Below are 23,958 nucleotides of genomic sequence, written 5' to 3'. Positions count from 1 at the left end.
CTAAATACCACTTTTATACCTATGCCAATCTCGTCGAGAAAGGCACCCTACGGAGTACATTAAAGTGGAACATCAAACTGCTTTTTCACCAATCACAAACGCTAAACTCAAACGTCCGCAACTGGCTCGCTTAAGCCTAATTGCCTTAGCTTTAAGCGCCACGAGTGCGATCGTCAGCCAAACGGCGTCGGCCCACGGTTATGTAGTATCACCTGAGTCACGCTCGTACGCCTGTAAAACCGGCAGCAATTTAAACTGCGGCGCCGTTCAGTGGGAACCGCAAAGTGTCGAAGGCCCATCAGGTTTTCCGGAGTCAGGCCCTGCCGACGGTAAAATTGCCAGCGCAGCCAACGGGGCATTTTCTCCCTTGGATGAACAGAGTCCAAGTCGTTGGTCCAAACGTGATATCAAGTCGGGTTGGAATGACTTTTCTTGGCAGTTCACCGCTAACCATGTGACCCGCAATTGGCGTTACTATTTAACTCGCCAAGGTTGGGATCAAAACCAAGCGTTGAGCCGTGCAAGTTTTGACTTAGCGCCCTTCTGTGTGATCGATGGTGGCATGGTGCAGCCGCCTAAGTTAGTGACGCATAACTGTTATGTGCCTGAAGATAGAAGCGGTTATCACGTGATTTTGGCCGTGTGGGAAGTGGGGGACACCACCAACAGTTTCTACAATGCCATCGATGTGAACTTTAGCTCTGGCACCGTGGTGCCGGGCGAGTGGACCGACATTGGTGATATCAATCCGTCACTCGATCTTAAGGCGGGTGATAAGGTGATGACGCGGGTGTTTGACGCCAACGGTGAGCAAGCTGCCAAGCAAACCCAGATAACCATTGCCGACACCACTCAAGGTGCCAAGCAAAATTGGCCATTCCTGTTAGCCAGCGCGATTAATGCCCAGCAGACACAACTTAAGGCGGGGCAGAAGAATGCCTCTGGGGTGATCTCGCCCGTTTATGGTAAAAATGAGATTTATGCCGCGCCAAATTCGGGCCTAGAGCGAGTGGAAGTGAGCTTTGATATTGCGCCTGCGCCGGGCAATCAGCTCGATGTCACGTCACTGGCCGATGATTACACCATTGTCGATGGTGCCGCTCAGGTCAGTTTCGATGTTAGCACCAATACCGATATGCAGGTCTCGGCTTACCTGTTTAGCCACGATGGCACGGCAGCAGGGTATGTCACGCAAGCGGTCAACAATACCAGCGCGAGTTTAGTGCTTGATGTCGTTGCGCCAAAGGCGGGCCATTATCACTTACAGGTGAAGGGCGAGCCTAAGCAAGGCGAGGTTATCCAGCAAAACTTCGATCTGTTCTTAAAAGATCAAGCCACAGCGCCCGATGCCGACTTTGTCTTCCCCGAGGGCATTAAAAACTATGTGGCGGGTACTAAAGTGCTGCAACCTAAAACCGGCAAGATCTATCAATGTAAACCTTGGCCTTACAGTGGTTATTGCATGCAATGGTCGCCAACGGCAACAGGGTTTGAACCGGGTGTCGGCGGCTCTTGGGCTATGGCCTGGATTGAGCTGTAACCCGTTAACAGGGGAATGAGGGATTGTGAGTCGTGTTAATCCGCGTTAGCGCAATCCCGTATCCCCGTGAGCGAATCGCAAAGCCAATAGATAAACCCTGCAATGCCACAGGTGTTGCAGGGTTTATTGTTTTGATAACAGATCCGCCTCGATTTTTTATCTTTTACTCACATTTCCCCTTCGGATAGCTAAAGCGGCGTCATCTTTGTCTATAACTGGCTTGCCCGCTGGGATAGGCTCTGTTAATGTCCCTAGCTATCTTCTATTACGCGCGATGTCGCTGCTTTGCTAAGGCAATCACGGTTGAAATTAATGTCACTTTTCTGCAAACGATTTAGTTAGCCTCAATGGCGACTGGGTTGAAATATTCAAAAGCTATTGGGGCCAATTGATCTGCTCTTTGAGATCGGATTGGATGCTTTAAGTTTAGTGACGCTTTTCGTTTGAGATTGCTGTTGGCTTAATCACAGAGTGCGCAAGGCTTTATCCTTCAAATCTACTCAAAAAACCTTAAAAAATAATAATTAATACTTGAACAGGATAATTGTGTGAATTCAAAAATGTTAGGCTCGATAGCCATTGTCGCGGGGACCGCCATTGGCGCGGGAATGTTAGCCTTACCCTTAGCCACGGCCGCTTTAGGCATGGTGCCAGCCATTTTGTTAATGGTGGTGATTTGGGGCTTGTCAGCCTATACCTCATTGTTAATGCTTGAGATTAACCTACGCTCCGGCGTCGGTGATAACGTCCACGCCATCACGGGCAAACTCCTCGGCAAGAAAGGCCAAATGGTGCAAGGCGCCTCCTTTCTCAGTTTGCTCTTTGCTTTAACAGCAGCGTATTTGACGGGCGGCTCATCGCTGTTAGTGCTTAAAGCCAAAAATATGTTCGACCTAGTGTTAGACAACCAGCTTGCGGTCGTGCTGTTTACCTTAGTGCTGGGTGGATTTGCGGCCTTAGGGGTGGCTTGGGTCGATAAAGCCTCGCGTTTCTTGTTTTCGCTGATGATTTTATTGCTGATTGTGGTCGTGCTGTTCCTGTTACCCGAAGTCAGTATCTCGAGTATGGCAACCAGTGCAGTGGCCGAATCCATGACCAGTAGTTGGATGGCGGCGATTCCTGTAGTGTTTACTTCTTTCGGTTTCCACGTGTGTATCGCGACCTTAGTGCGTTATTTAGATGGCGATGCCGTTTCACTTCGCAAAGTATTGCTAATCGGTTCAACCATTCCTCTCGCTTGTTATATCTTCTGGTTATTGGTGACCTTAGGCACTGTGGGGGGCACCGAAATCAGCAGCTTTAATGGCTCTTTACCTGCGCTTATCAGTGCATTACAAGAGATTGCCCACACGCCTTGGATCAGCAAATGTATTTCGCTGTTTGCGGATTTAGCCTTAATCACCTCTTTCCTTGGGGTAACCTTAAGCCTGTATGATTTTGTGGCCGAACTGACCCGCGCGAAGAAGACCTTCCTCGGCCGCGCTCAAACTTGGCTGTTAACCTTTGTACCGCCGCTGTTATGTGCGCTCTATGTCCCCGAAGGTTTTGTTGCCGTATTAGGGTTTGCCGCCGTGCCGCTAGTGGTGATGATTATCTTCCTGCCGATAGTGATGGCACTGCGTCAACGCCAAGCCGCGCCGCAGGGATACCAAGTGTCCGGCGGGACATTTGCCCTCGGCATTGCGGGTTTGCTAGGGGCGGTGATTATCGGCGCTCAACTATTTGTCGCGCTGTAACTGAAGGTTGTTTAACGCGCTGATACGGCAGAGTGAAACCGATAATCTATGATGAATGTATTTGCTTTGTAAGCGAATTTTTCAAACTCTGTTATAGAGTGCGTGCGATATGCTAAAGTCAGGCCCTGTGCCTGACTTTTTGCTTTTTAGCGTTAATCAAAGCGGCATGTTATCCCAATAAATATAAGAAATGGCCTCGCAAGCGCTCGGCTTTCTTCACCTAAAACGGACTTAAGATAATGAAAAAATGGTTACTCTCAGTTGCCGTGGCGGCGAGTTTTGCCTCCCATGCCGATGAAGGCATGTGGCAGCCACACCAATTGCCCGCAATGGCCGATGAGCTGAAAGCGAAAGGCTTAGAGATTGATGCAAAATCGATTTCCAAACTGACCGAATTCCCCATGAATGCCGTGATCAGCCTAGGTGGCTGTACGGCATCTTTTGTATCGCCAAAAGGCTTAGTCGTGACAAACCACCACTGCGCCTATGGTTCGATTCAATATAACTCGACTCCAGAGAAAAACCTGTTACAGGACGGTTTCTTAGCCAAGACCTTTGCCGATGAATTACCTGCGGCGCCTGGCTCTCGCGTTTATGTCACCGAAGAGGTGACCAATGTGACTGAGCGCGTCAACGCTGGGCTTGAAAACAAAACGGGCCGTGAGTTTTATCAAGGCGTTGAGAATCAAGAAAAAGCACTCGTTGCCGAGTGTGAAAAGGATGAAGGCTACCGCTGCCAAGTGTATAGCTTCCACGGTGGCTTAGAATACTATCTGGTAAAACAGTTAGAAATCCGCGACGTACGTTTAGTCTATAACCCAGCGGGCAGCGTCGGTAAATACGGCGGCGATGTGGATAACTGGATGTGGCCGCGCCACACGGGCGACTTTTCCTTCTACCGCGCCTATGTGTCTAAAACTGGCAAACCTGCCGAATTTAGCGCCGACAACGTGCCGTACGAGCCAAAGAGTTTCTTAAAAGTTTCGGCCAAAGGTGTGAGTGAAGGGGATTTTGTGATGGTGGCGGGTTACCCCGGCCGTACCAACAGATACCGCACCGCGAACGAAGTGCAAAATCAGTTCGAATGGGCTTACCCAGAAGGCAAGATGCTGCGCGAACGTTTTATTGAAATCATTAAAGAAACTGCGCCAGAAGGCAGCGACGAGCGCATTAAGTACGAGAGCCAAATTGCAGGTTTAGCGAACTACGCTAAAAACTTCACTTCGATGATCGAGTTTTATGGCAAATCCACCATGTTAGCCGACCGCAAGGCCCGTGAAGCCGAGCTCGCCGCATGGATTGCTAAAGACAGCAGCCGCGAAACCAAATACGGTAAAACCTTAAGCGAATTAGACGCGCTGATCGCTAAGAGCAAAGCCCATCAAGAACGGGATATGATTTTAAGCTACATTGGCAACACCACTATGGTGCCAACGGCGACCAATCTGTACCGTTTGGCCCATGAGAAGCAACTGCCTGATATGCAACGCGAACCCGGCTTCCAAGACCGCGATATGACGCGTTTCAAGGCGAGCATGGAGCGTATTGATCGCCGTTATGCCCCAAGTGTCGATAAGGCCGTACTCTTGGATATGCTTAAACGTTATGCCGCATTACCCGAGGCGCAGCGCTTACCTGCAATGGATAAAGCCTTTGGTATCGATAAAAAGGTGAACGAAGCTAAACTGGCGAAAACCTTAGATAAAATGTACGCCAAAACCGAGCTGGGCAATAAAGATGTGCGTTTAGCTTGGATGGAAAAATCCGTTGATGATTTCAAAGCTTCTAAGGATCCTTTTATTCAATTCGCTGTGGCCATGTATGACACCAACATGAGCGAAGAGAAGAAAGAGAAAGAGTTAGATGGCGAGCTGATGAAAGTGCGTCCACAGTATATGGATGCCATCATTGCCTATAACCGTGAGCAAGGTAAGCCAGTGTACGCCGATGCGAACTCTAGCCTGCGCGTGACCGTTGGCCATGTTAAAGGTTATGAGCCTAAAGATGGTTTAGTGGCTAAGCCCTTTACTCGCCTCGAAGGCATAGTGCAAAAAGACACGGGTGTTGACCCATTCGATGCGCCGAAAAAACAGTTAGAGCTTATCAAGCAGAAGCAATACGGTGATTTCTATGTGAAAGCCATCGATTCTGTGCCAGTAAACTTCCTGTCGACCTTAGATACAACGGGCGGTAACTCAGGCTCTCCAACCCTAAATGGTCGCGCCGAACTAGTAGGTTTACTGTTCGATGGCGTGTATGAAAGCATCATCGGTGACTGGGCGTACGACGACAATATCAACCGCTCAATCCAAGTCGATAGCCGTTATATGCTGTGGGTGATGAAGTATTTAGATAATGCCGACAACCTATTAGCCGAGATGGAAATCGTTAAGTAATCCATCACCGCACCGCACAGGTGCGGCAAGTATCATTGCCTAATGCTTGTGTTGCATGATTTAGGTGATATATAGGTAGCGACCGCAAGGTAAGAAGAAAGCGATAAACCCAAAGGGTTTATCGCTTTTTTGTTTTTGGAGGTTTGAAAGCGTTTCGAGTGAACTAATGGATAAAGCATTGCATTAACGTAAGCGTATAGCGGAGGCGGAGCCATGGTATTCACTCGCCGACGCGCAGCAAGTCCATCCGTGGATGCTCGACCGCCCCGTCCGTGGGGAGGACGGTCGTCTCGCTAATCACCATGGCTCACCCTTTTAGCATCGGTGTAGCTTGCAGGTTTTAAAGAAACACACAGCATGCTTTTGGACAAAAGCGATTAATCTTTTTATCTATTTATGGAGTTTATTATCATTGTTTCCCCAGTGACGCGCCGCCTCTTTATTTAACATGAAGTATCCCTATAGGCTCGACGGCGATATCCATGTCGCCAACGGTCACTGGTGCCCCAATGTCAATTTTAACTACCCATTTGCTGTATGTACGTAAAAAGCAAAGGGACAAAAGCATGGTAGATTTTGAACTCTAATTTTTGAGTTTCGGATTAAATTTCTATGACGATAACGCCCACATAAAAGGCGGAGCGTCAGCGACGTTCCAGCGCAACGAAGTGGAGCGGTTTTTGATGTACTTGTTATGCATTGATTGAAACATATATGCCATACACTACATCTAGTCTATCTAACTCTTGACCCATTTCTGCAAAAACGAGATGCTCTTTGCAGATACCACTGACACTTAATAAGTGTTTGTTAGCACTCCGAATCTCTGGCAAGTCAAGAAAAGCTAAAAACTTTGGGCACTTTACAGGATTTATTGATGCTTTTCGCTTACCTTTTAACAGACCATTAATATCCTTTTCTATTCCGACTCTTTGAGCTGAGCCATATATAGAACCATTATTAATTGGGATGTTGCACTTAACTTCACCTACAAAAGATATCGGATAACCGAGCCATATATCATAACCGTTTGAATTAGGCTTAGCCTCGAGAACAATACGTTCTAATTCTGCTTTGGCTGAGCCATCAAGGTTGTAGTGTTTCGATAACCAGTTGGCAAAAGACAGCGTGACTTTTAGGGTCAAAATATTATTTATATCAGACAGCGTTGATTTAAGAGAAATAAACCCTTCGGCATCTAGCCGTGAGTAGTAATCTTTGGTCGGGAGTCCAAAATTTTCAGATAAAAATGTATTTAAGCGATGGCTAAGATCAGCCTCTCGATCATATTCCATTCAGCACCACTCTCTTATGCATAACGCCTAAATCAGGTGCGACGTAGGCGTCACCTGGATTTACTTGTTATTTTTTGTTGGCGAAAATCTCTTGTGATACTAGACCCTTGTGGGATCCCCATTACTATAGAACCACCGTCATGAAAGAATGCAACATGCTCTTTTGTATGAACAACTAAAATCCCTTTTAAGATTAACGTTCCATCTTTGTCATTGAGTTTGTGACAATTTCCCCAGTAAGCATCGTCGGCTATATGGCACCCGCTTTCCAAATACTTGGATCGGATATCTTCACCATTATCTAAGCCTCTGTAATAAGCGATTGCAGGCACCATAAACCAAAAAATTGCCAAGAAAGCTAAGACATATAAGATGGATAAGACACCATAAGATGCAAGACCTGCTATACCAACTGCTTTAGTGAAATCATTATTTTCCCAGTGCAGGTATGAAATTAATTCCTTCGTTCGTATTCTAAGCCACTGTTTGATTTTTGAATCAGGGCTTTTCTTCCTTTTAATCATCCAGTAGCACAATCCAATAAAGCTACTAATGACACCCAATGTGTAAATCACTTTAGGCCAGGAGAATATTGTGTTCAAGAAATCCGTGAAGACAGAACTAACCGCTAACAAGAAATATCCAATAGCATAATATGCCGAAACATATGTATCCTGAATTGCTAAAGGAAAAGCATCTGCACTTACTCCAAATGCCGCCAGTCGGCCTTGATAAAAGCTCAGGCCAACCAGATACCCCGCAGGTGTTAATACCGCAAGATATGCAAGGAGAAGATTAATACGCTTGATCTTCTTTTCTGAACTATTTGACAATGATGAACTCTCCTCAGAAACATAACGCTTTGCTAAGGGGCTGGCGCCACGCGCCAGTCCCACGGAGCCAGCCTTGGCTGGCGAAGTAAACTTGAGCAACTGGTTAAGTGTTGCGGTACCATGCATCACTATTAAATTCCACTGGAATTTCTTGTTCGGAAGGTTCATCAAAACCAAGTTTTTCAAGTTCCTCGAACCATTCATCGCGTTTTGACTCTGGTAGCTTTTTACCGCACCAAGGGCAGTAGTTTATTTCAGTCGATGCACTACCGCCGTCATGAATAATCAAACCATATTCGTCGAACTTTGGAATGTAACTAACAAGTACATCCGGGCATGAATATATGTCTTTGTGTTGGGTGCAATCCAAAGTGATTGCTCTCTGCATATCTTGGCAACAATGCTTATTCATTTTGGACACTTAACGCCGCGTTAAGGGGCGACAACGCTATAACACCTAGACTTAAATACTGTGCCATAAACACTTAAGCTGAACTTTGAACCCAATTCGCCGAGCGTTGGGAGTCCCTCTTAAACGCTTTGTTATGTGAAATACTATTGGCTAACCTTGAAGCTTCAGTTCTTGCCAACACAGATACTAATGCCTATTCCGATGTAAAAGATGCCAGTTCCCATGGTAAGTCAGTTCGACGGTGTACTGGCTTTAATACCCCGGAATTTCGTAACTGCTGAGCTGCCCAACGAAGGTCATATTGCCATGTATAAAGCATGTCGCCTGAAGACTGGAGATCGGACTCATAAGACTCCCATACATACTTCGCTACATCTTTGGGCCAGCCTGAGCCACCACTTAACTCAAGGCACTCCACTATCCAAGACTTCATGCTTTCACGAGTTACCATGTTACCTCCATTTCACATAACATTTTATTCGTGCGCATGCGCGTTTACCTCGTTGGACCAGTGAAAACGCGCACGATTAACTATCTGTATGTAAAGAACTTATCAGCATTCTGCCAAATACACCATCTGGAAAAACGCGCACGCGCGTTTTTCAAACCTATTAACTAAAATTCAGTTACTATATTTAACTGATTTTATAGAGTTTTATTTATTTCTGATGGAATTAGTGCGTACTGATTTTGTATGAAAATCAGACCAAAACACCTAAATTTAAATACGACTGTATACCCATACATTGTTAGACGATTTCTGGTAATGCCAAACATAGGCAAATAGATAAGAATATGTATGGTAGCAGGAGTGGGAATTCTCGATTGAGCTAACGAGCCGAAACACGGAATGGGGCATTAGCTTTTTTGCCAAATGAACAGTGCAATGGCCGTCAAAATTGCCATTGTTGCAACAGTGACCGTTGGCGACATGGCCGCTCTTTCACATCCATGTGAACGCGGCATTTACACTTCCATGTGTTGCAGATGCCACCGTCGAGCCTATAGGGATACTTCTTGTAAAATAAAAGGACGGCGTGTCACTGGGGAAACAATGACAATTAATCCTACACACCTGACGACAAACTTATCTCGCTTTGGGGCAATAGCTTTTAGTAAGATGAACTGTGACCGTTGGCGGCATATAAATCTCCTTGTTCAATGCTTAATCAAGTATAGATGGAGGTTATTCCACGCTATTTAAAGAAGGATATCTCAGTATTTCCCGTATTTCCTTTTCAATAAAAAGTATTACTTTTAAGCAAGTTAATACCTAGGTAAAAAATTTTATCGTATTATCCCGTCACTATTTTTTTATCTATTTAGTTTTCCCTACAGAAAAGGATTTTTTATGGGACATAAAACGTTATCGAGTGCTGTATTTTTGACTGTGGCCAGCAGTGTCGCCACTTTTGCGGTGAATGCTGAATCGCTGTTTACTCCCTTCCCTGACGCCAAATCGCCTGAAGAAAAGCGCATCCACTATACGCCCTTTGAGCTTATTACCGCAGTGAATGGTGACAAGTTCACTCTGTTGCCTGTATCGGGCAAATTGATTCGACAAAGCGTTGAGTTGCCAGAGGGGTATAGTCCTGAACATGTGATCAATAACTATTTGGCACAGCTTAAAAAACTGAATGCTGAAGTGTTATTTAGCTGTCAGGCCGCCACCTGTGGTGATGGTCAAGCCATGCAAACTCAGCTAAAGCCACTTAAAAGCGTGAATGCCGATTATCACAGTGCTTATGCGGCGGCAAAACTAAAAGGTCCTCGCGGTGAGGTTTACACCAGTATCTATGTCGTCAATCGCGAGGATAGATACACCTACCTGCAGGTCGATATCCTCGACGCTATCCCTGAGCCGCTGGATTTGATCCAAGCGAATGGTGACTTTTTACAGCAGGCGCCGAAGGACATTGAGATTAAAGATAGGCGTAGTGATGATGTTCAAGGCGCGACAGACCATCCTTTATTGGGGCGCATGCCCGGCAGTTATATTTCAAGTTACAAACAAACTAACTTTACTCAACTGCCTGTATTGGTGGGGATCTCGGGCGCAGATTATCAAACCAAACCGCTGGACGCCAAGCTTACCCAAATAACTTATCAGATGCCTGAAAGCTACTCGTTGTTTGAAATCAACAGCAATTATGCCGCAGCAGCACAAAAGCTGCAGGCTGAACGGGTGTTCCACTGTAAAGGTACGGCCTGCGGTGACGATGATAGCCTGACCAATGCCATCAAATTAATCAAGGACGATAAAGAAGACGAATGGCAGGAGTATCAGCTGTTTAAGCTGAGTCACGCCAAGGGCGATGTTTACTTCGATATCTATTCCCAAGGATATTTCGATGGCACGCCTGCCGATACTACGCTCAGGGTCATGGAACTCTCTACTCTGAAGGATGATCGTGTGGCTATCGACCTCGATGCCTTGACCGATGCAATTAGCCAAACAGGCAAGGCGACGTTAGAGGGATTGTTGTTTGATTATGACAGTGAGCGTATGTTGCCTGAGTCTAAGCCTGTACTCGAGGTCCTCGCGAGTTATCTTAAGCAGAACCCTGCGTTGAGTTTCTATGTGGTCGGACATACCGATGACAAGGGCGAGCGGAGTTACAATCAAAGCCTGTCGGAGCGCCGCGCCGCTGCAGTGATTAAGCAGTTGAGTGATGGGTTTCAAATTCCGTCGACCCAATTAACCGCCCACGGTAATGGGGAATACAGCCCTGTGGCCAGCAATACGAATGACGCTGGACAAAAGTTGAATCGCAGAGTGGAGTTAGTGCTTCGTTCCGATAAAAAGTAGCTCAATTTCATCAGTTTGAAAGGCTATCTTCGTTCCATCAAAAACGCCTGAGTCATCTCAGGCGTTTCTATCTTCATTGGCGTTTATTGGCAGATATTGTTCGCGCAGGCATTTGCCTCAAATTGAGGCTAGCAACTTGAGGGCATTCGCCACTTGTCCTCCACTAAATTGCCACAGCGGCTTTAAGCGCTGTCACTTCCTCTGGGCTGAGTGGGCGCATTTCGCCTTCGGCTAAGGAGCCTAGCGTTAATGTCATTAACGCGACGCGTTGTAAGTCAATCACCTTATAACCTAAGGCGTTGGACATGCGCCGAATCTGGCGATTTAACCCTTGGGTAAGCACAATTTCAAAACGGTCTGCACTTAACCGTGTGACTTGGCAGGGGAGTGTGCGCACCTCTTTGTATTGCACGCCGCTAGCCATTTGTTCCATAAAGGCATCGTTGAAGGGCCTATCGAGCTGCACATGGTAGGTTTTACTGTGGGCAAAACTGGGGTGCATCAGTTTATGGGTGAGTTCGCCATCATTGGTGAGCAGCAATAAGCCACGGGAATCCTTATCTAATCTGCCAACGGGGTAGAGTCTTGGTGCAGTTGGCAGTAAATGCAGCAAACTGGATTTATCGGCGTCTAACAAACGGCAATCTGTACCTACGGCTTTATTGAAGAGCCAATAGCTGAGCGCTTCGGTGCCCGATATGGGCTTTTCATCTAAGCAGAGGCTATCAAGACATTGGCCGTCAGCATCGAAATGCACGGCATCGGTATGCAGAGCAATTTTGCCATTTAGGCTGATGCGTCCGGCCTCAATCAAGCGGCAGGCTTCACGGCGTGAACTAATGCCGCATTGGGCAAGGTATTTGGCGAGACGCATAAATGACTAAGCTAAAACGGGTGATGGACTTGGGCGCGATAATACAGGATTTTGGATAAACGGCGCATGGCAAATGCAAGGCTTAAGCACCAAATAATATTGAGGTTCGTTTGCAGCCACATATTGGCGGCAACAAAACAGAAGTGATTGCCTGTCTCGCAGGGCGGGAAATCCAGTTGGCTCCAATCCAGTTGTAAGCTCAGACAAACGGCACTGATAAAGCTTAATAAGCTTAAGTAAAACAAGGGTCTTGGACAGATAAGCTTAGGCACGATTCCTGCGATAATTACCAAGGCATGCAGGGTTAGCGTACTTAACAGATAACTCGTCGAAACCAGCCTGTGCATGGTTAAAAAGTTAATCGGAAAAATCCCCATCAAAATCACCGAGGTACCAACCCAGGCGCCAGTGAGCGCAATATATTGGCTAAAGGTGTCGAGTTTGAGTAAGTAGAGCCCAGCCATAGAGACCAACATACAAATCCCCGCGGCGAGTAATCCGAGGTTAAATACATAGGCGAGGGGCGAGTTGATATAGTCACCGAGAAAATCGGCACGCATAAACAGGGCAGGAGTGCCCACGGTTTGATATTCGGCGTAGAGCGCGATGATAACCCCGGTGGCACTCAGCAGCGCCGCACCCACAATCAACCAAGTGATCAGGCGATGTAGGTCGTAAAAGCTGGGTTCATGCTGCGGATTCATATTGTGATGGATGCATTTTGTGGTGAATGACTATGGCGTAAATTAAGGTTAATACCGCGCGAATAACCCGCTGTAACTTGCCTGAATCCGAAACTGATGGCAAGTCTTGAGCTAATTTGAACCTTAGGCAGATAAAAACAAAGGGAGCGAATGGCTCCCTTGGTGTTATCGACAGTCGAATAAGATTAGTGGCGCTTACGGAAAATCACAATCGCAATCGCGACAGCCGCAAGGATCATGCAGTACCAAGCGTGGGATACGGCCGCCAGCGGTGTGATGCTAAAGGTTGAAGCGATCAGCAGTGCTTGGGCGCCATAGGGAATTAATCCTTGGATAATACAGGCAAAAATATCGAGTACACTGGCCGCACGCTTGGGGCTAACACCGTGTTTTTCAGCCAGTTCTTTAGCAATATCACCCGTCACAACGATAGACACTGTGTTATTGGCAACACAGCTGTTGGTGACGGCTACAATCCCTGCCATGCCTAATTCAGCCGCGCGGCATGAGGCTTCACCTTGAGCTTTTGAGAAACGGGTGATGAGCTTTTCAATCTGTTTGCTTACAAAGGCTAAACCCCCTTGTTGCTGCATCAGCGCGGCTAAACCACCGACTAACATCGACAGGATGAAGATTTCCTGCATATTGCTAAAGCCCGCGTAGATATCCTTACCAAATTGGATAACGCCATAGTCCATGGTCAGGAATCCCGCAGCGCCCGCCAGCAGAATGCCTAAGGTCAAGACGACGAACACGTTTAACCCTGCGACCGCTAATACTAGAATCGTCAAGTAAGGAATCACCTTGATAAAGTCTATATCCTGAGCGGCTAGATCGGCTTGGCCTTGGCCTGCAATCACAAAGGCGACAAAGGTTAGCAGTGAAGCCGGGATTGCAAAAATCAGGTTCTCGCGGAATTTATCTTTCATATCACAGCCTTGAGTACGAGTGGCTGCAATAGTGGTATCCGAAATAATCGAGAGGTTATCGCCAAACAGTGCGCCAGACATCACGGCGCCCGCCATCAGGGCATAATCAATTTGTGCCTGATCGGCAACGCCTAAGGCGATAGGTGCCACGGCGGCGATGGTGCCCATTGAGGTACCCATTGCGGTGGCAATAAAGGCGGCAATCACAAAAAAGCCGGGCAGTAATAGGTTTGAAGGAATAAGGGATAAACCTAAGGCAACGGTCGCATCGACACCACCTGTGGCTTTCGCTACCGCCGCAAAACCGCCAGCTAGCAAGTAAATCAAACACATAGCAATAATATTGCTGTGGCCAATACCGCCGATAAAGGTATCAATCGCTTGATTGAGTTTTTGTTTTGATAATACCAAGGCCAGAATAATGGCTGGCAGAATGGCAATCACACTCGGTAATTGATAGAAGGCAAAGTCTACACCTTGGCTTTGGAAATAGACGCCTGCGCCAATAAACAGACTTAAAAAAACGAATAAGGGTAACAGGGCAATAAAAGATGCCGGGCTACTCGGTGCAGTGGTTTGGGCTGATTGACTCAATGTAATGTCTCTTTTACTCGGCGGGTTGTCCGCGTGATCCTTGGCAGTCGAACTCGCTTAAAATCTATGCCGCTTTGGCATCATATCCTAGCAACTTGGTGCCAAGCATATTGGATTGCCATTTTACTGTCAATCTAGACGTCTAGATGTTTTTACTTCCGTTGTGATCTGTTCGTTAAAAAGAGGTTTAAATCGTGGTGAACAGCCATTTTAGACCTTATTAATCAATCTATTACCTATAGCACTTTTTTCGAAAAGATACAGGGCATGAAAGCTGTATAGGGGGTGATCTGTAACAAATGCCATGGTGAGTATAGCCTTTAGGCAGAAATGTGCCGATTTAGGCCATTAGCCGATTGCATAGCAAAAAAATATTAATTCAACATTAATTTGTAACATCATGTTTTAAATGAAATATCCTTATTATTTGGTACTTTATCCAATAAAACACTAATGATAATGATTTGCGTTGTTTTTGTTGCTCTACTAGAATCGCCTCCCAATTATGTTAATAACTCTTTGGAGCTTTGTTTAAATGCGCACATTTTCTCGTCATCGCCTGAGTTTAGTCGCTGCCTCTGTGTTAACACTCGGCATCTGCCACACTGCCACTGCAGGTGAAGATTTATTTGGTTATGTCAAAGGCGCTGAGGCTATGCCTAAAGAAGCCATTGAACTCTATCAAAAAGTGACGTTGCGAAACGACAAAGGCCAAGGTACTTACCGCGGCATTAATTACGAGACTGAGCTGGAATACGGTGTGACCGACAAGTTTGCGGTATCGGGTTCGGCTAAGTTTATGTCTCTAGATACCAGCGGCTTAATCATCGATGGTTACCTGCCGAAAGAGAAAAACATTGGTTTTGCCACCTCTGGCGCTGAAGTCGGCTTAAGTTACATGTTTTTAAGCCCTGCTAAGGATGATATTGGTCTGTCTATGACCGCCTCCTTAGACTATGACTGGATTGATGTGCACTCTGGTCAAGACAAAGATACCCTATCACTTGATTTAGGCTTGCAGACTCAAAAGTACATGCTCGAAGGCGAGTTAATTTGGGTTGGCAATCTTGGCATGGAATCGACCTATGCCGACCGGGCACCAATTGCCAATTTGCCTGAAGACTTTGACTGGTCAACCGATCCAGAGATGGAACTGGAGCTGAAAATGGGCACTGGCCTGAGCTACCGTTTCGCCCCTAACTGGTTTATCAGTGCCGAAGTGTTATTCGAAACCGAATTTGAGACCGAGATTGGTCAAGAGCGTTGGTCATTCTTCGCCGGTCCCTCATTACATTACGGCAGTGCCGATTGGTGGGCGACTCTCACTTGGTTACCCCAGTTAAGTGGTGGCGGTGAGCAGTACGAAGGTCAAAAGGATACTAGCCTGCATCTGATTGAAAAAACGGAACAAGAAGTCAGATTAAAAGTGGCATTTAACTTCTAACTTGTACTTTACTCATAGGTAGGGCAGCGTTGCTCTGCCTGTGATGAATCAAGTTTTTGCTTTAAAACTAGGTATTGAAATGGCGCATACATATCTGAATAGCTTGTGGTTTATGCCAATGGTCGTCGTGGCCGCCCCTGCATTTTCTGCGGATTATTTAACAGTGGCCCAAGCGCAGGCGTTGATTTTTGATAAGGCAGCAGTATTTAGTGAGCGTCCAACCTTACTGAGCTCCGATGCGAAAGATCAGATCAAAGATTTATCGGGCGTTCGCCAACGTCAAGATCAGCAACCTATCTGGAAAGTGGAAAAGGACGGTCAGTTTCTCGGTTGGTTTGTGGTGGATGATGTTGTCGGTAAACATGAGTATATTACCTACGCCATCGGTATTAGTCCGCAGGGCGAAGTGCTCGGGTTAGAAGTGCTCAGTTACCGTGAAACCCACGGCGGCCAAGTGCGTGAAGCGAGTTGGCGCGATCAGTTCCACGGTAAAACCCTCAAAGATCCCTTTAAACTCGATGAAGATGTCAGCAATATTAGTGGGGCCACATTAAGTTGCCGTAATTTACTCGATGGCGTAAAACGGTTACTTGTTATCCATCAACTCTTTTTGTCGCAGTCAGTCGCATAGTGATACGTAGAGCCAAACCCTTACTCGGTACCTTAGTCGAAATTGCCGCTGAGTCCGTTGCCGAGCACAATGCTCATCCTTCATTGGATGAGTCTGCCCTTCAAGCCGCTATAACAGCGGCTTTTTCGCGTGTGGCCCATATTGGTCGCTTACTCAGTTTTCACCAGCAGGATAGTGAGCTGAATTTACTGAATCGCCAGCCGGGGCAGTGGATTGCCTTAAGTCCTGACAGTCTGAGGGTGTTGAAGCTCGCCAAGTGGTTTGGCCGAGCTAGTGACAACCTGTTCAACTGCACAGTGGGTGGCGAGATGATGTCCCGTGGTGCTTTGCCCGCTTATCTTGGTATGCCGCTGCTGTTGCAGGGGGATTGGCGAGATATTGAAATCCAAGCGGATAAAGCCAGATTGGCTCGCCCACTGATTTTGACCTTAGATGGCATCGCTAAAGGCTATGCGGTCGATATGGCGGTCACTGAATTGCGACGGGCCGGCGTGTGCGGCGGCTGGGTGAATGCGGGTGGCGATTTAAAAGTGTTTGGTAGCGCTTCATTAAATGTGTTGTGCCGTGGGCCGAACGGATTGAGTCAAAAGATCAACGTCAGCAATACCGCCCTTGCCAGTTCGCGGGTTTCCCAGCAGTTAAGCCACGATTACCCCGCGTTATTGTTGCCGACGGGTAATTTAGACGAGCAGCAGTATGCCAGCAATCAAGAAAGAGTTGTGAGTGTACGGGCACCATTTGCCTGGCGCGCCGATGCGTTAACCAAGGTCGCGGGTTACCTTGACGATGCTACCGCCGCAGCAAAAATTCAGCAGTTGGGTGGCGATTTAGTCAACTTCGCGCCCTAAGATGTGTCGATAAAGCTTTGCATTATTCTTTAGTATTTTTAACGATATAAATAAAAATGAAAAAATTAAGTGGTTATCCCAATTGGTTTTTCTGGTTGATCATCCTTGCCATCACAGTGACGGGCATAACGGGTATATTTATGCTGCCTTGGGTGATGGAGTTTAAGCTGCAGTGGGATGTGGATTTTGGCTTGAGCGGGGATCTGCGTTTACCCGCGGTTGTGATGCATGTGCTACTCGGCTGGCTGATGCTCATCTTGCTCGGCGCTCTGTGGCATAGCCATATCCGTGCAGGTTGGCGTAAAAAGCTTAATCATAAGAGTGGTTTAGTAATGTCACTCAGTTTGTTGGCATTAGCGTTAACGGGCGTAGGCTTGTATTACTTAAGCTCAGAATCGGCGCAGTTGGCCGCGAGTTTATTACACACCTTTTTAGGGCTATTACTCTGTGGCGGCTTTGGTTGGCATTACTGGCACGGCCGGCAAATTCGGCAGCAATCCTTAACGCGTCAGCGTATCCTCTAATCCATAAAAAAAGAGTGCCTAGGCACTCTTTTTTTATCTGTCTTTGAGCGACGCGAAGTCAGGGACATCTGGGCGCGTTACTCGCCTTAAGCGACTTTAAAGCGTGACACTTCTTTTTGCAGATTGCTGCAAATGGTTTGGGTGTTGACGACGATTTGCTGAGTCTCTTGGATGACGGTATTGCAGTAGCGGGTTTTGTCAGACAACTCGGTCAAGTTGCGATTGATTTCTTCGGTCACATGGGTTTGCTCTTCGGTGGCTGTGGCGGTTTGGGTCGACATCTCACTGACCTTAGAGGTGGAGTTCAGGATCTCATCTAAGGCATCCTGTGTCTGACTGGCGAGGGTCACGGTCGAGTTCGTGAGGCTGGCGCCCGATTCAATGCTCTTAACTGCATCATTTACACCCCGTTGTAACTCCTCAATCATACGCTGAATATCTTGGGTCGAGGTTTCGGTGCGGCTCGCCAGTGTCCGCACCTCATCGGCAACCACCGCAAAGCCGCGTCCTTGCTCACCCGCACGGGCCGCCTCAATGGCGGCGTTGAGGGCGAGTAGGTTAGTTTGCTCTGCAATCGAGCGGATAACATCCAATACCGAGGCGATATTGGCGGAATTCACTGAGAGTTTTTCGATAACCGCCACGGCTTGTTTCACCGACTCAGACAGTTGCTGAATATGGTTAACCGACTGGGTAAGGATATTTTTACCTTCGATGGTTTGGTCGTTGACCTTAGTGATTTCGGTGGCGGTATGCAGGGCGTTGCTGGCCACCTCTCGCACCGCAGCGCTCATCTCATTCACCGCCGTGACTATGGTATCGACAAACTGTTCCTGCTCGTAACTGATGCCTATGGTGGTGGTTGATTTTGTCGCGAGATTTTCAACGGTTTGGCTGACATCCTTGGTTTGGCTGATAATCGCGATAACCATTTGCTGCAATTGAGCCACGAACAAGTTAAAGGCATTGGCCAGCTCACCAATTTCATCTTGGCGGGTGATGGGAATTCGCTGGGTTAAGTTTCCGTCGCCATCGACAATATCGTTGATCCTGTCGGTAATATCGCGGATCGCATTGACTATGATTTTGGGACCAAAGTAGGCGACCACGAGGGCGACTATCGCGACTAAGGTGGCTATGGTGACCGAAATTTGGGTTTGCGTGGTGGCCTGCTCTGAGGCCTGTAAATCCAGTTCTTTAACGCGGTTATCGGCGGCTTCACCGGCGGTGTTGTAGATACTCCTTAAGGCCTTAAACTCTTTTTTAGATTTGTTTTCATGGAGTTGTCTTGCCAGTTCAAAGTCATTGTTTTTCACAGCATTGATCACTTCCGATGAGGCTTGATACCAGAGTGAAAATTGCGCCTCAAAACCGCTGGTGGACTTGATAACTTCTAAATGGTCTTGCAGATAATTTTTAAATTCCCCCATGCGGTCGCGCGCTTGGTCGACGTTTTCCTGCCAGTTGTCTATCTCACTCTTACGGTTCTCGCTGCTGAGCTCGGCCCTAAGCAGTACTTCTTCACTTAGTTGGGCCTGATAGAGATCGCGGTCGGCGTTGAGGATAGCCGAAATCGCCGGATTAAATCGTTGGCTAAACTCCTGCATTTGCTTAAGGGTGGTGCGGTTTTGCATCGCATCCGTCACGGCCATCACAATTAAGGCTGTGGCCATAATGGCAAACATCAGCGAAAACTTGACTCTAATGCTATTAAACATGGGACTCTCCATAACTCTCTGACAAAACGACTTATTAAATAGCTTAGTCGCTATTTGGTTGTTTGCAGCAGCCTGCGAAAAGTCTGTATTAGAAGCGATGATAAAAAACGCCCCAAGGTTTTGGGGCGTTGAGTTAAGCGAGTTATTCGGTGCAGGCGATAGGTGTGGGTGTTTTCGGTTTAGGTTTTACCTGCACTAACATCACCCCAAAGAGGACCATAGCACCACCTATATAGTGATAAACGGCTAAGGTTTCATTCAAGATGAGCGCCGCTAAGATTGCCGCGAGGATCGGCATCAAGTTGAAGAAAATACTGGTGCGCTCGGCTCCTAACTTGCTGATGCCATTAATCCAGGCCCAAGGTGCAATGAGTGAGGCCCCCAGAGCGGCATAGAGTATTAACGGTGCTGCTTGGCTGCTAATAGCTGTACTTGGCGCGCTAAACAGCAGCGGGATTAACATCAATACCGCGATAATCCCTTGAATATACACTGACTCCCACGTCGATATCGGCAATTGCCAGCGTTTAAGCAATACCCCATAAAGTGCGTACACAAAGGCGCTGATGAGTAACAGTAAATCCCCTTGGGTCACACCGATGGCAAGATTGGCCATATCGCCGTGGCTTAACATAAACACTAAGCCCAAGAGCGAAATCACTGTGCCACCAAAGACCAAAGGCGTCAGCCTTTGTTTGAGTAGTGGCACGGCCAAGAACAAGCTCACCATAGGCACTAGCGAGTTGATTAGGGCCATATTGGTCGCAGTTGTGGTTGCCGCCGCAAAATAAGCCAGGCTTTGGTTTAATACCATGCCTAAGGCGGCCAAGGTGGCGAGTTTGGGCAGTAATGGTGCAATCGTTTTACGCTTACGCCAGACGGGTTTTAGCATAAAAGGTGTTAATACTAGCATGGCAAAAAACCAGCGATAAAAGGCTATCGCTTCGGGGGCGATGATCCCAAAGGAGAGTTTGTTAACAATGGCGTTGCCCGCCCAAATCACGACGGCGAGAAGCGGAAATAAATACAGCATAGGTCAGTCTTAATTGGTGTGGAGACGGGGTTAGGCGAAGGGGCTTAAACCCGATGTTTTAGGCTGCTGCTATTATCTCTGGTCTTTTATGATATAAATATCGCTTAAAAGACAATGTCAGTTCGTCGGCGGACAATCCTTTTTAAGTCTCAGTATTCGCCTCGAATTTGCCAGCCTATTTTCGGAGGTCTGATGCGTCCCGTTTATCATCCGCTCAAGGCAGAACAAGCGCCTATTGCCGATATTTTCTTCAACTATGAAGCGTTTCTCCCTAATACCATCACCCCAAAACACAGTCACACTTGGGGGCAGTTGCAGCTGATCAGCGGTGGTATTATGGAGCTGCATGCCGCAGGGCAGCGGTTTTTATCGCCTTCCCAATATGCGATTTGGGTGCCGGCTGGGATTGAACATGAGAGCTTTACTCGTCGCAGTATCCATTATTGCTCGATGAATATCGTGGCTAGTCGTGCGGGGGCTTTTCCGAATGAAACCTGCCTGCTGGCGATCACGCCCATCGCTCTGGCGATAGTGAACGACCTGAGGGAGCGGCAAATAAGAGTGGCCGAGAGCGATGCGGATAAACGTCTAGTTGAAGTGTTAATCGATCAGTTGATTTTAGGTCAGGCACAGCCGCAATTTTTACCCTCGAGTGGCGATAAATTATTACAGCCCATTTTGCAGCAACTCGAACTCGATCCCGCCAGCCAAAAGAGTCTTAAGAGTTGGGCGATTGAGTTGCATACCACTGAGCGAACTCTGGCTCGGCGATGCCAAGACAGCCTTGGGATGAGTTTTACCGAGCTGCGGCAGCGACATAAGTTTATTTATTCGTTACAGCTCTTGCGTGAAGGATTGGCAATCAAGGAGGTGGCACTGACCTTGGGCTATAACCAAACCTCACCTTATATTGTGATGTTTAAAAAATATGCCCAATATTCGCCTGAGCAATATCGCCGACAATTGGGATAAAAAAGAGGGCGTGATAATCACCACGCCCTCTTGCTCATAAAGAGAGGATTTAAGGGATTTTTTACACAGGGATTAATCGGAGTTTTTCTGTCGATTCCGTTTATCCTGACGTTTCTCTTTTAAGGTTTTCATCGGCGGTTTTTTCGCTTTTTCTTTACTCATGACAATGACTCCTAACTGAATCTAAACTCAGCAAAGTGATACTTAGTAAAGTGAAACTTCATAAAATGAGACTATCGACTGTAGCGCCGCATTCTTACCGATAGTGTCGTTAATATTACCCGTCGGCAAAATTAACTCATGAAAAGCCAAATGAGCCAGATAAATAAACTTATACCTCTTGATGGTTTTTACATAAGCGCTGCCATACTCGGTAAATATCCAAGAGGTCTAAGCCTTGGCTCATCGGCTTTAATTTGTGTCGCGGCCTGTTAAAGACTTCAAAATAGCGCTCTCCCTATTTTCTTTATGCCAATGCTAGATGCCGCCGCAAATAGCGACCTAAAAGCATGCTGCCACTGAAATTTGAACATGCTTTATGCTGATAAAACTATTTTTACCGTTAATTTATTTTTTGCTGAGGGTGATGTCTTTCACCATAAATAATACGGGTTTACCTAGAATATTGACTTCGGCATATTCGCCCTTAGTGCGCCCGAGTAAGCTGACGCCGAGATCGGAGATCACCGAATAACGCCCCGCTCTGGGTTTGTGCCTTGGCGGATACACCAGCTCGATACGGTATTCCTGCTGGTCCTGTTGGTTAACCAGTAAAATTTCTCGACCAACTGTCACTTTATCTTGGGTTTCTTCACTCTTAAGTTGATCCAGTTTTGCGATCACCGCGGCTAATGAAGTCGGGCGAAGTGAGGCATTAAAACTGTTTTGCAGGTAATAGGTTTCAGTTTTCAACATAAAAGACTGAAATAGATTGCTAAAAAAAGAATAAAACATAACTACCTCAAAATATGAGCTAGATAACTGCCGTGCCCCAAAATAAAAATGGAAGCGATAAATTAAAATATGGGAATTCGATGCCGAGTGCGAGTGGCACTCGGCTTAAACTGGAAATTTAAGTGAAAGGCGTACAAAGCCGGCTAAATAATGAGGCTTATTTAGCGTAAAAGGCGATGATTCAAATGTGATAGATGAAAATGCATTGTTTAACATGTTGCTACATCTCCATATCAAATTAAGGCTAAATTAATCATCCAATTGGGTTGGTGATTAATGACTAATAAACTGTCCATACCATAGGCCAACTGAAAAAATAAAGCAACCCATGTTTTAACTCTAGGCTCTTTATTTCTGGAATGACGTTTTCCTATTAAATAAAAATATTTTATTAATAACCGGCGATATTTTTAGGCAATTATTAGCGCATAAATTGATTAACGTGGCTGAATGTTAAGCCGCTAAGTTGTTAGCCCTGCACCTTGCAGGATGATTTTAAGGCAGAGGGAAACCAGCAGTAGGCAACTGACGCTGGTGCACCAAATCAGCAGTAACCAGCCGAGCCGTTTGGGGAGCGATGAAGTTTGAGTCGTCATAGCAATCTCCTAAGAGTGTGTTGCTGGCAGCCGAGTCGATATCGGCTGCATGAAGTCGTTTTTAGTGATAACCCGCATCCTTGGTGACTTTGCCGCGAAACACGTAATAGCTCCAAAAGGTGTAGGCCAAGATCAAGGGAATAATCATCAGTGCGCCGATGAGCATGAAACCTAAGCTACTCTCAGGTGCGGCCGCCTGCCATAGGCTGATCGTTGGCGGAATAATATGTGGCCAGATGCTGATGCCCAAGCCACTAAAGCCTAAGAAGATTAACGCGAGCGTCAGCAAGAAGGGGCGATAGTCATCCTCAGTATTTAAAGCGCGGATAAGTGCCTTAGTGCAGAGTAATACCAGCAGAGGTACAGGCGCAAAATAGAATAAATTCGGCAGACTAAACCAGCGCAGGGCAATATTGGGTTGTACGAAGGGCGTCCATAAACTGACGATTCCTATGGTCATCAGCAGGCAAATTGCGAGGACTTTGGCGAGCTGCTGCATAGTCGTTTTGAGTGTACCTGTGCATTTTTTCACTAACCAAGTTGCACCAAGCAGCGCGTAGGCCAGCATCAGCCCAAAACCACAGAAGAGTGAGAAGGGCGATAACCAATCGAAGCTGCTACCGCTGAACCTTTGTCCATCGACCGAAATGCCCGAGATAAATGCGCCGAGCACTACGCCTTGGGCAAAGGTGGCAATAATCGAGCCGAACATAAAGGCTTTGTCCCAAAAGGGTTTGGTTTCTGTACTGGATTTAAACCTGAATTCAAAGGCGACGCCGCGAAAAATCAACGCGAGCAGCATAATTAGTAAGGGAATGGTCAGGGCTTCGAGCACTATGGCGTAGGCGAGGGGAAAGGCGCCGAGCAGGCTAGCACCACCGAGTACTAGCCAAGTCTCGTTTCCATCCCACACTGGCGCGACGGTATTGACCATTACATCCCTATCCTCTTCATCATGGATGAAGGGAAATAAGATGCCGATGCCAAGATCGAAGCCATCCATCACTATGTACATGAGTGTGGCAAAGATGATGATCCCAAACCAAATCAGGGGTAAGTCGAATTCCATGTTGTGCCTTTAAATGGGTTGATTAATCGATTGATATGCTAAAAAGT

Annotated in this window: 20 protein-coding genes; 9 read left to right on the top strand and 11 right to left on the bottom strand. The window is 46.8% G+C overall.

Going from position 1 to position 23,958, the window contains the following annotated elements; genetic code table 11:
• The first annotated feature begins 121 nt into the window (after positions 1 to 121).
• From gbpA to M0415_RS09295, 3 genes are all read left to right on the top strand, one after another.
• Positions 122 to 1,540: an N-acetylglucosamine-binding protein GbpA gene (gene gbpA, locus M0415_RS09305; protein ID WP_283771607.1), complete on the top strand. Its 1,419-nt coding sequence runs from the start codon at positions 122 to 124 to the stop codon at positions 1,538 to 1,540.
• A gap of 560 nt (positions 1,541 to 2,100) precedes the next feature.
• Positions 2,101 to 3,276: an aromatic amino acid transport family protein gene (locus M0415_RS09300; protein WP_249556577.1), complete on the top strand. Its 1,176-nt coding sequence runs from the start codon at positions 2,101 to 2,103 to the stop codon at positions 3,274 to 3,276.
• 239 nt (positions 3,277 to 3,515) lie between these two features.
• Complete coding sequence (locus M0415_RS09295; protein WP_249554170.1) at positions 3,516 to 5,672, top strand: S46 family peptidase; 2,157 nt, start codon at positions 3,516 to 3,518, stop codon at positions 5,670 to 5,672.
• A 692-nt stretch (positions 5,673 to 6,364) separates the two neighbouring features.
• Here the strand turns inward: M0415_RS09295 and M0415_RS09290 are convergent.
• From M0415_RS09290 to M0415_RS09280, 3 genes are read right to left on the bottom strand one after another with little or no spacing between them, the layout of a single operon-like run.
• Positions 6,365 to 6,967 (bottom strand): hypothetical protein, encoded by a 603-nt coding sequence (locus M0415_RS09290; RefSeq protein ID WP_249554172.1) that lies wholly within the window; start codon positions 6,965 to 6,967, stop codon positions 6,365 to 6,367.
• 50 nt (positions 6,968 to 7,017) lie between these two features.
• The gene (locus M0415_RS09285; protein WP_249554174.1) at positions 7,018 to 7,929 is read right to left on the bottom strand and encodes a hypothetical protein; all 912 of its coding nucleotides are present in this window, start codon (positions 7,927 to 7,929) and stop codon (positions 7,018 to 7,020) included.
• Positions 7,904 to 8,212, bottom strand: coding sequence for a DUF6980 family protein (locus M0415_RS09280; RefSeq protein ID WP_249554176.1), 309 nt, complete (start codon positions 8,210 to 8,212; stop codon positions 7,904 to 7,906). Before M0415_RS09280 ends, M0415_RS09285 begins: the two co-directional genes overlap by 26 nt.
• A gap of 1,351 nt (positions 8,213 to 9,563) precedes the next feature.
• Here M0415_RS09280 and M0415_RS09275 point away from each other — a divergent pair.
• A complete protein-coding gene (locus M0415_RS09275) occupies positions 9,564 to 11,021 on the top strand; it encodes an OmpA family protein (protein ID WP_249554178.1) in 1,458 nt (485 codons plus the stop codon).
• Between the two features lie 163 nt (positions 11,022 to 11,184).
• Here M0415_RS09275 and M0415_RS09270 read toward each other — a convergent pair whose 3' ends face one another.
• From M0415_RS09270 to M0415_RS09260, 3 genes are all read right to left on the bottom strand, one after another.
• Positions 11,185 to 11,895: a 23S rRNA pseudouridine(2604) synthase RluF gene (locus M0415_RS09270; RefSeq protein ID WP_249554180.1), complete on the bottom strand. Its 711-nt coding sequence runs from the start codon at positions 11,893 to 11,895 to the stop codon at positions 11,185 to 11,187.
• Positions 11,896 to 11,906: 11 nt separating this feature from the next.
• Complete coding sequence (locus M0415_RS09265; protein ID WP_249554182.1) at positions 11,907 to 12,599, bottom strand: hypothetical protein; 693 nt, start codon at positions 12,597 to 12,599, stop codon at positions 11,907 to 11,909.
• Positions 12,600 to 12,784: 185 nt separating this feature from the next.
• Complete coding sequence (locus M0415_RS09260) at positions 12,785 to 14,122, bottom strand: Na+/H+ antiporter NhaC family protein (protein ID WP_249554184.1); 1,338 nt, start codon at positions 14,120 to 14,122, stop codon at positions 12,785 to 12,787.
• Between the two features lie 535 nt (positions 14,123 to 14,657).
• Between M0415_RS09260 and M0415_RS09255 the strand changes: the two genes are divergently transcribed.
• The 4 genes from M0415_RS09255 to M0415_RS09240 all read left to right on the top strand — a co-directional run bounded on the left by M0415_RS09255 (position 14,658) and on the right by M0415_RS09240 (position 17,569).
• A complete protein-coding gene (locus tag M0415_RS09255) occupies positions 14,658 to 15,566 on the top strand; it encodes a DUF6662 family protein (RefSeq protein WP_220054802.1) in 909 nt (302 codons plus the stop codon).
• 79 nt (positions 15,567 to 15,645) lie between these two features.
• On the top strand, positions 15,646 to 16,197 hold the full coding sequence (locus M0415_RS09250) for an FMN-binding protein (RefSeq protein WP_011621715.1): 552 nt from the start codon (positions 15,646 to 15,648) through the stop codon (positions 16,195 to 16,197).
• Positions 16,197 to 17,045 carry an FAD:protein FMN transferase gene (locus tag M0415_RS09245; protein ID WP_249554186.1) on the top strand — a complete coding sequence of 283 codons (849 nt, stop codon included), beginning with the start codon at positions 16,197 to 16,199 and terminating at the stop codon, positions 17,043 to 17,045. Before M0415_RS09250 ends, M0415_RS09245 begins: the two co-directional genes overlap by 1 nt.
• A gap of 56 nt (positions 17,046 to 17,101) precedes the next feature.
• Positions 17,102 to 17,569, top strand: a complete 468-nt coding sequence (locus M0415_RS09240; RefSeq protein WP_249554188.1) for a hypothetical protein — start codon at positions 17,102 to 17,104, stop codon at positions 17,567 to 17,569.
• Positions 17,570 to 17,655: 86 nt separating this feature from the next.
• Here the strand turns inward: M0415_RS09240 and M0415_RS09235 are convergent, their stop codons facing one another.
• Together M0415_RS09235 and M0415_RS09230 are read right to left on the bottom strand one after the other, a co-directional pair.
• Positions 17,656 to 19,287, bottom strand: a complete 1,632-nt coding sequence (locus M0415_RS09235) for a methyl-accepting chemotaxis protein (RefSeq protein ID WP_249554190.1) — start codon at positions 19,285 to 19,287, stop codon at positions 17,656 to 17,658.
• A gap of 142 nt (positions 19,288 to 19,429) precedes the next feature.
• A complete protein-coding gene (locus M0415_RS09230; protein WP_249554192.1) occupies positions 19,430 to 20,320 on the bottom strand; it encodes a DMT family transporter in 891 nt (296 codons plus the stop codon).
• Positions 20,321 to 20,512: 192 nt separating this feature from the next.
• On the opposite strand from M0415_RS09230, the gene M0415_RS09225 reads away from it, so the two are divergent.
• Positions 20,513 to 21,292 carry an AraC family transcriptional regulator gene (locus tag M0415_RS09225; RefSeq protein ID WP_249554194.1) on the top strand — a complete coding sequence of 260 codons (780 nt, stop codon included), beginning with the start codon at positions 20,513 to 20,515 and terminating at the stop codon, positions 21,290 to 21,292.
• 567 nt (positions 21,293 to 21,859) lie between these two features.
• Here M0415_RS09225 and M0415_RS09220 read toward each other — a convergent pair.
• The 3 genes from M0415_RS09220 to cydB form a co-directional block, all read right to left on the bottom strand.
• Positions 21,860 to 22,246: a GreA/GreB family elongation factor gene (locus M0415_RS09220; RefSeq protein ID WP_011716055.1), complete on the bottom strand. Its 387-nt coding sequence runs from the start codon at positions 22,244 to 22,246 to the stop codon at positions 21,860 to 21,862.
• A gap of 461 nt (positions 22,247 to 22,707) precedes the next feature.
• A complete protein-coding gene (locus M0415_RS09215) occupies positions 22,708 to 22,842 on the bottom strand; it encodes a DUF2474 family protein (protein WP_084294915.1) in 135 nt (44 codons plus the stop codon).
• Between the two features lie 61 nt (positions 22,843 to 22,903).
• The gene (gene cydB / locus M0415_RS09210) at positions 22,904 to 23,911 is read right to left on the bottom strand and encodes a cytochrome d ubiquinol oxidase subunit II (protein ID WP_249554196.1); all 1,008 of its coding nucleotides are present in this window, start codon (positions 23,909 to 23,911) and stop codon (positions 22,904 to 22,906) included.
• Positions 23,912 to 23,958 lie beyond the last annotated feature (47 nt).

Source organism: Shewanella sp. 10B, from assembly GCF_023475885.1.
Classification (GTDB): domain Bacteria; phylum Pseudomonadota; class Gammaproteobacteria; order Enterobacterales; family Shewanellaceae; genus Shewanella; species Shewanella mangrovisoli.
The sequence above is the reverse complement of the archived record's forward strand: the minus strand, read 5'-3'. Positions and strand labels throughout refer to the sequence as shown.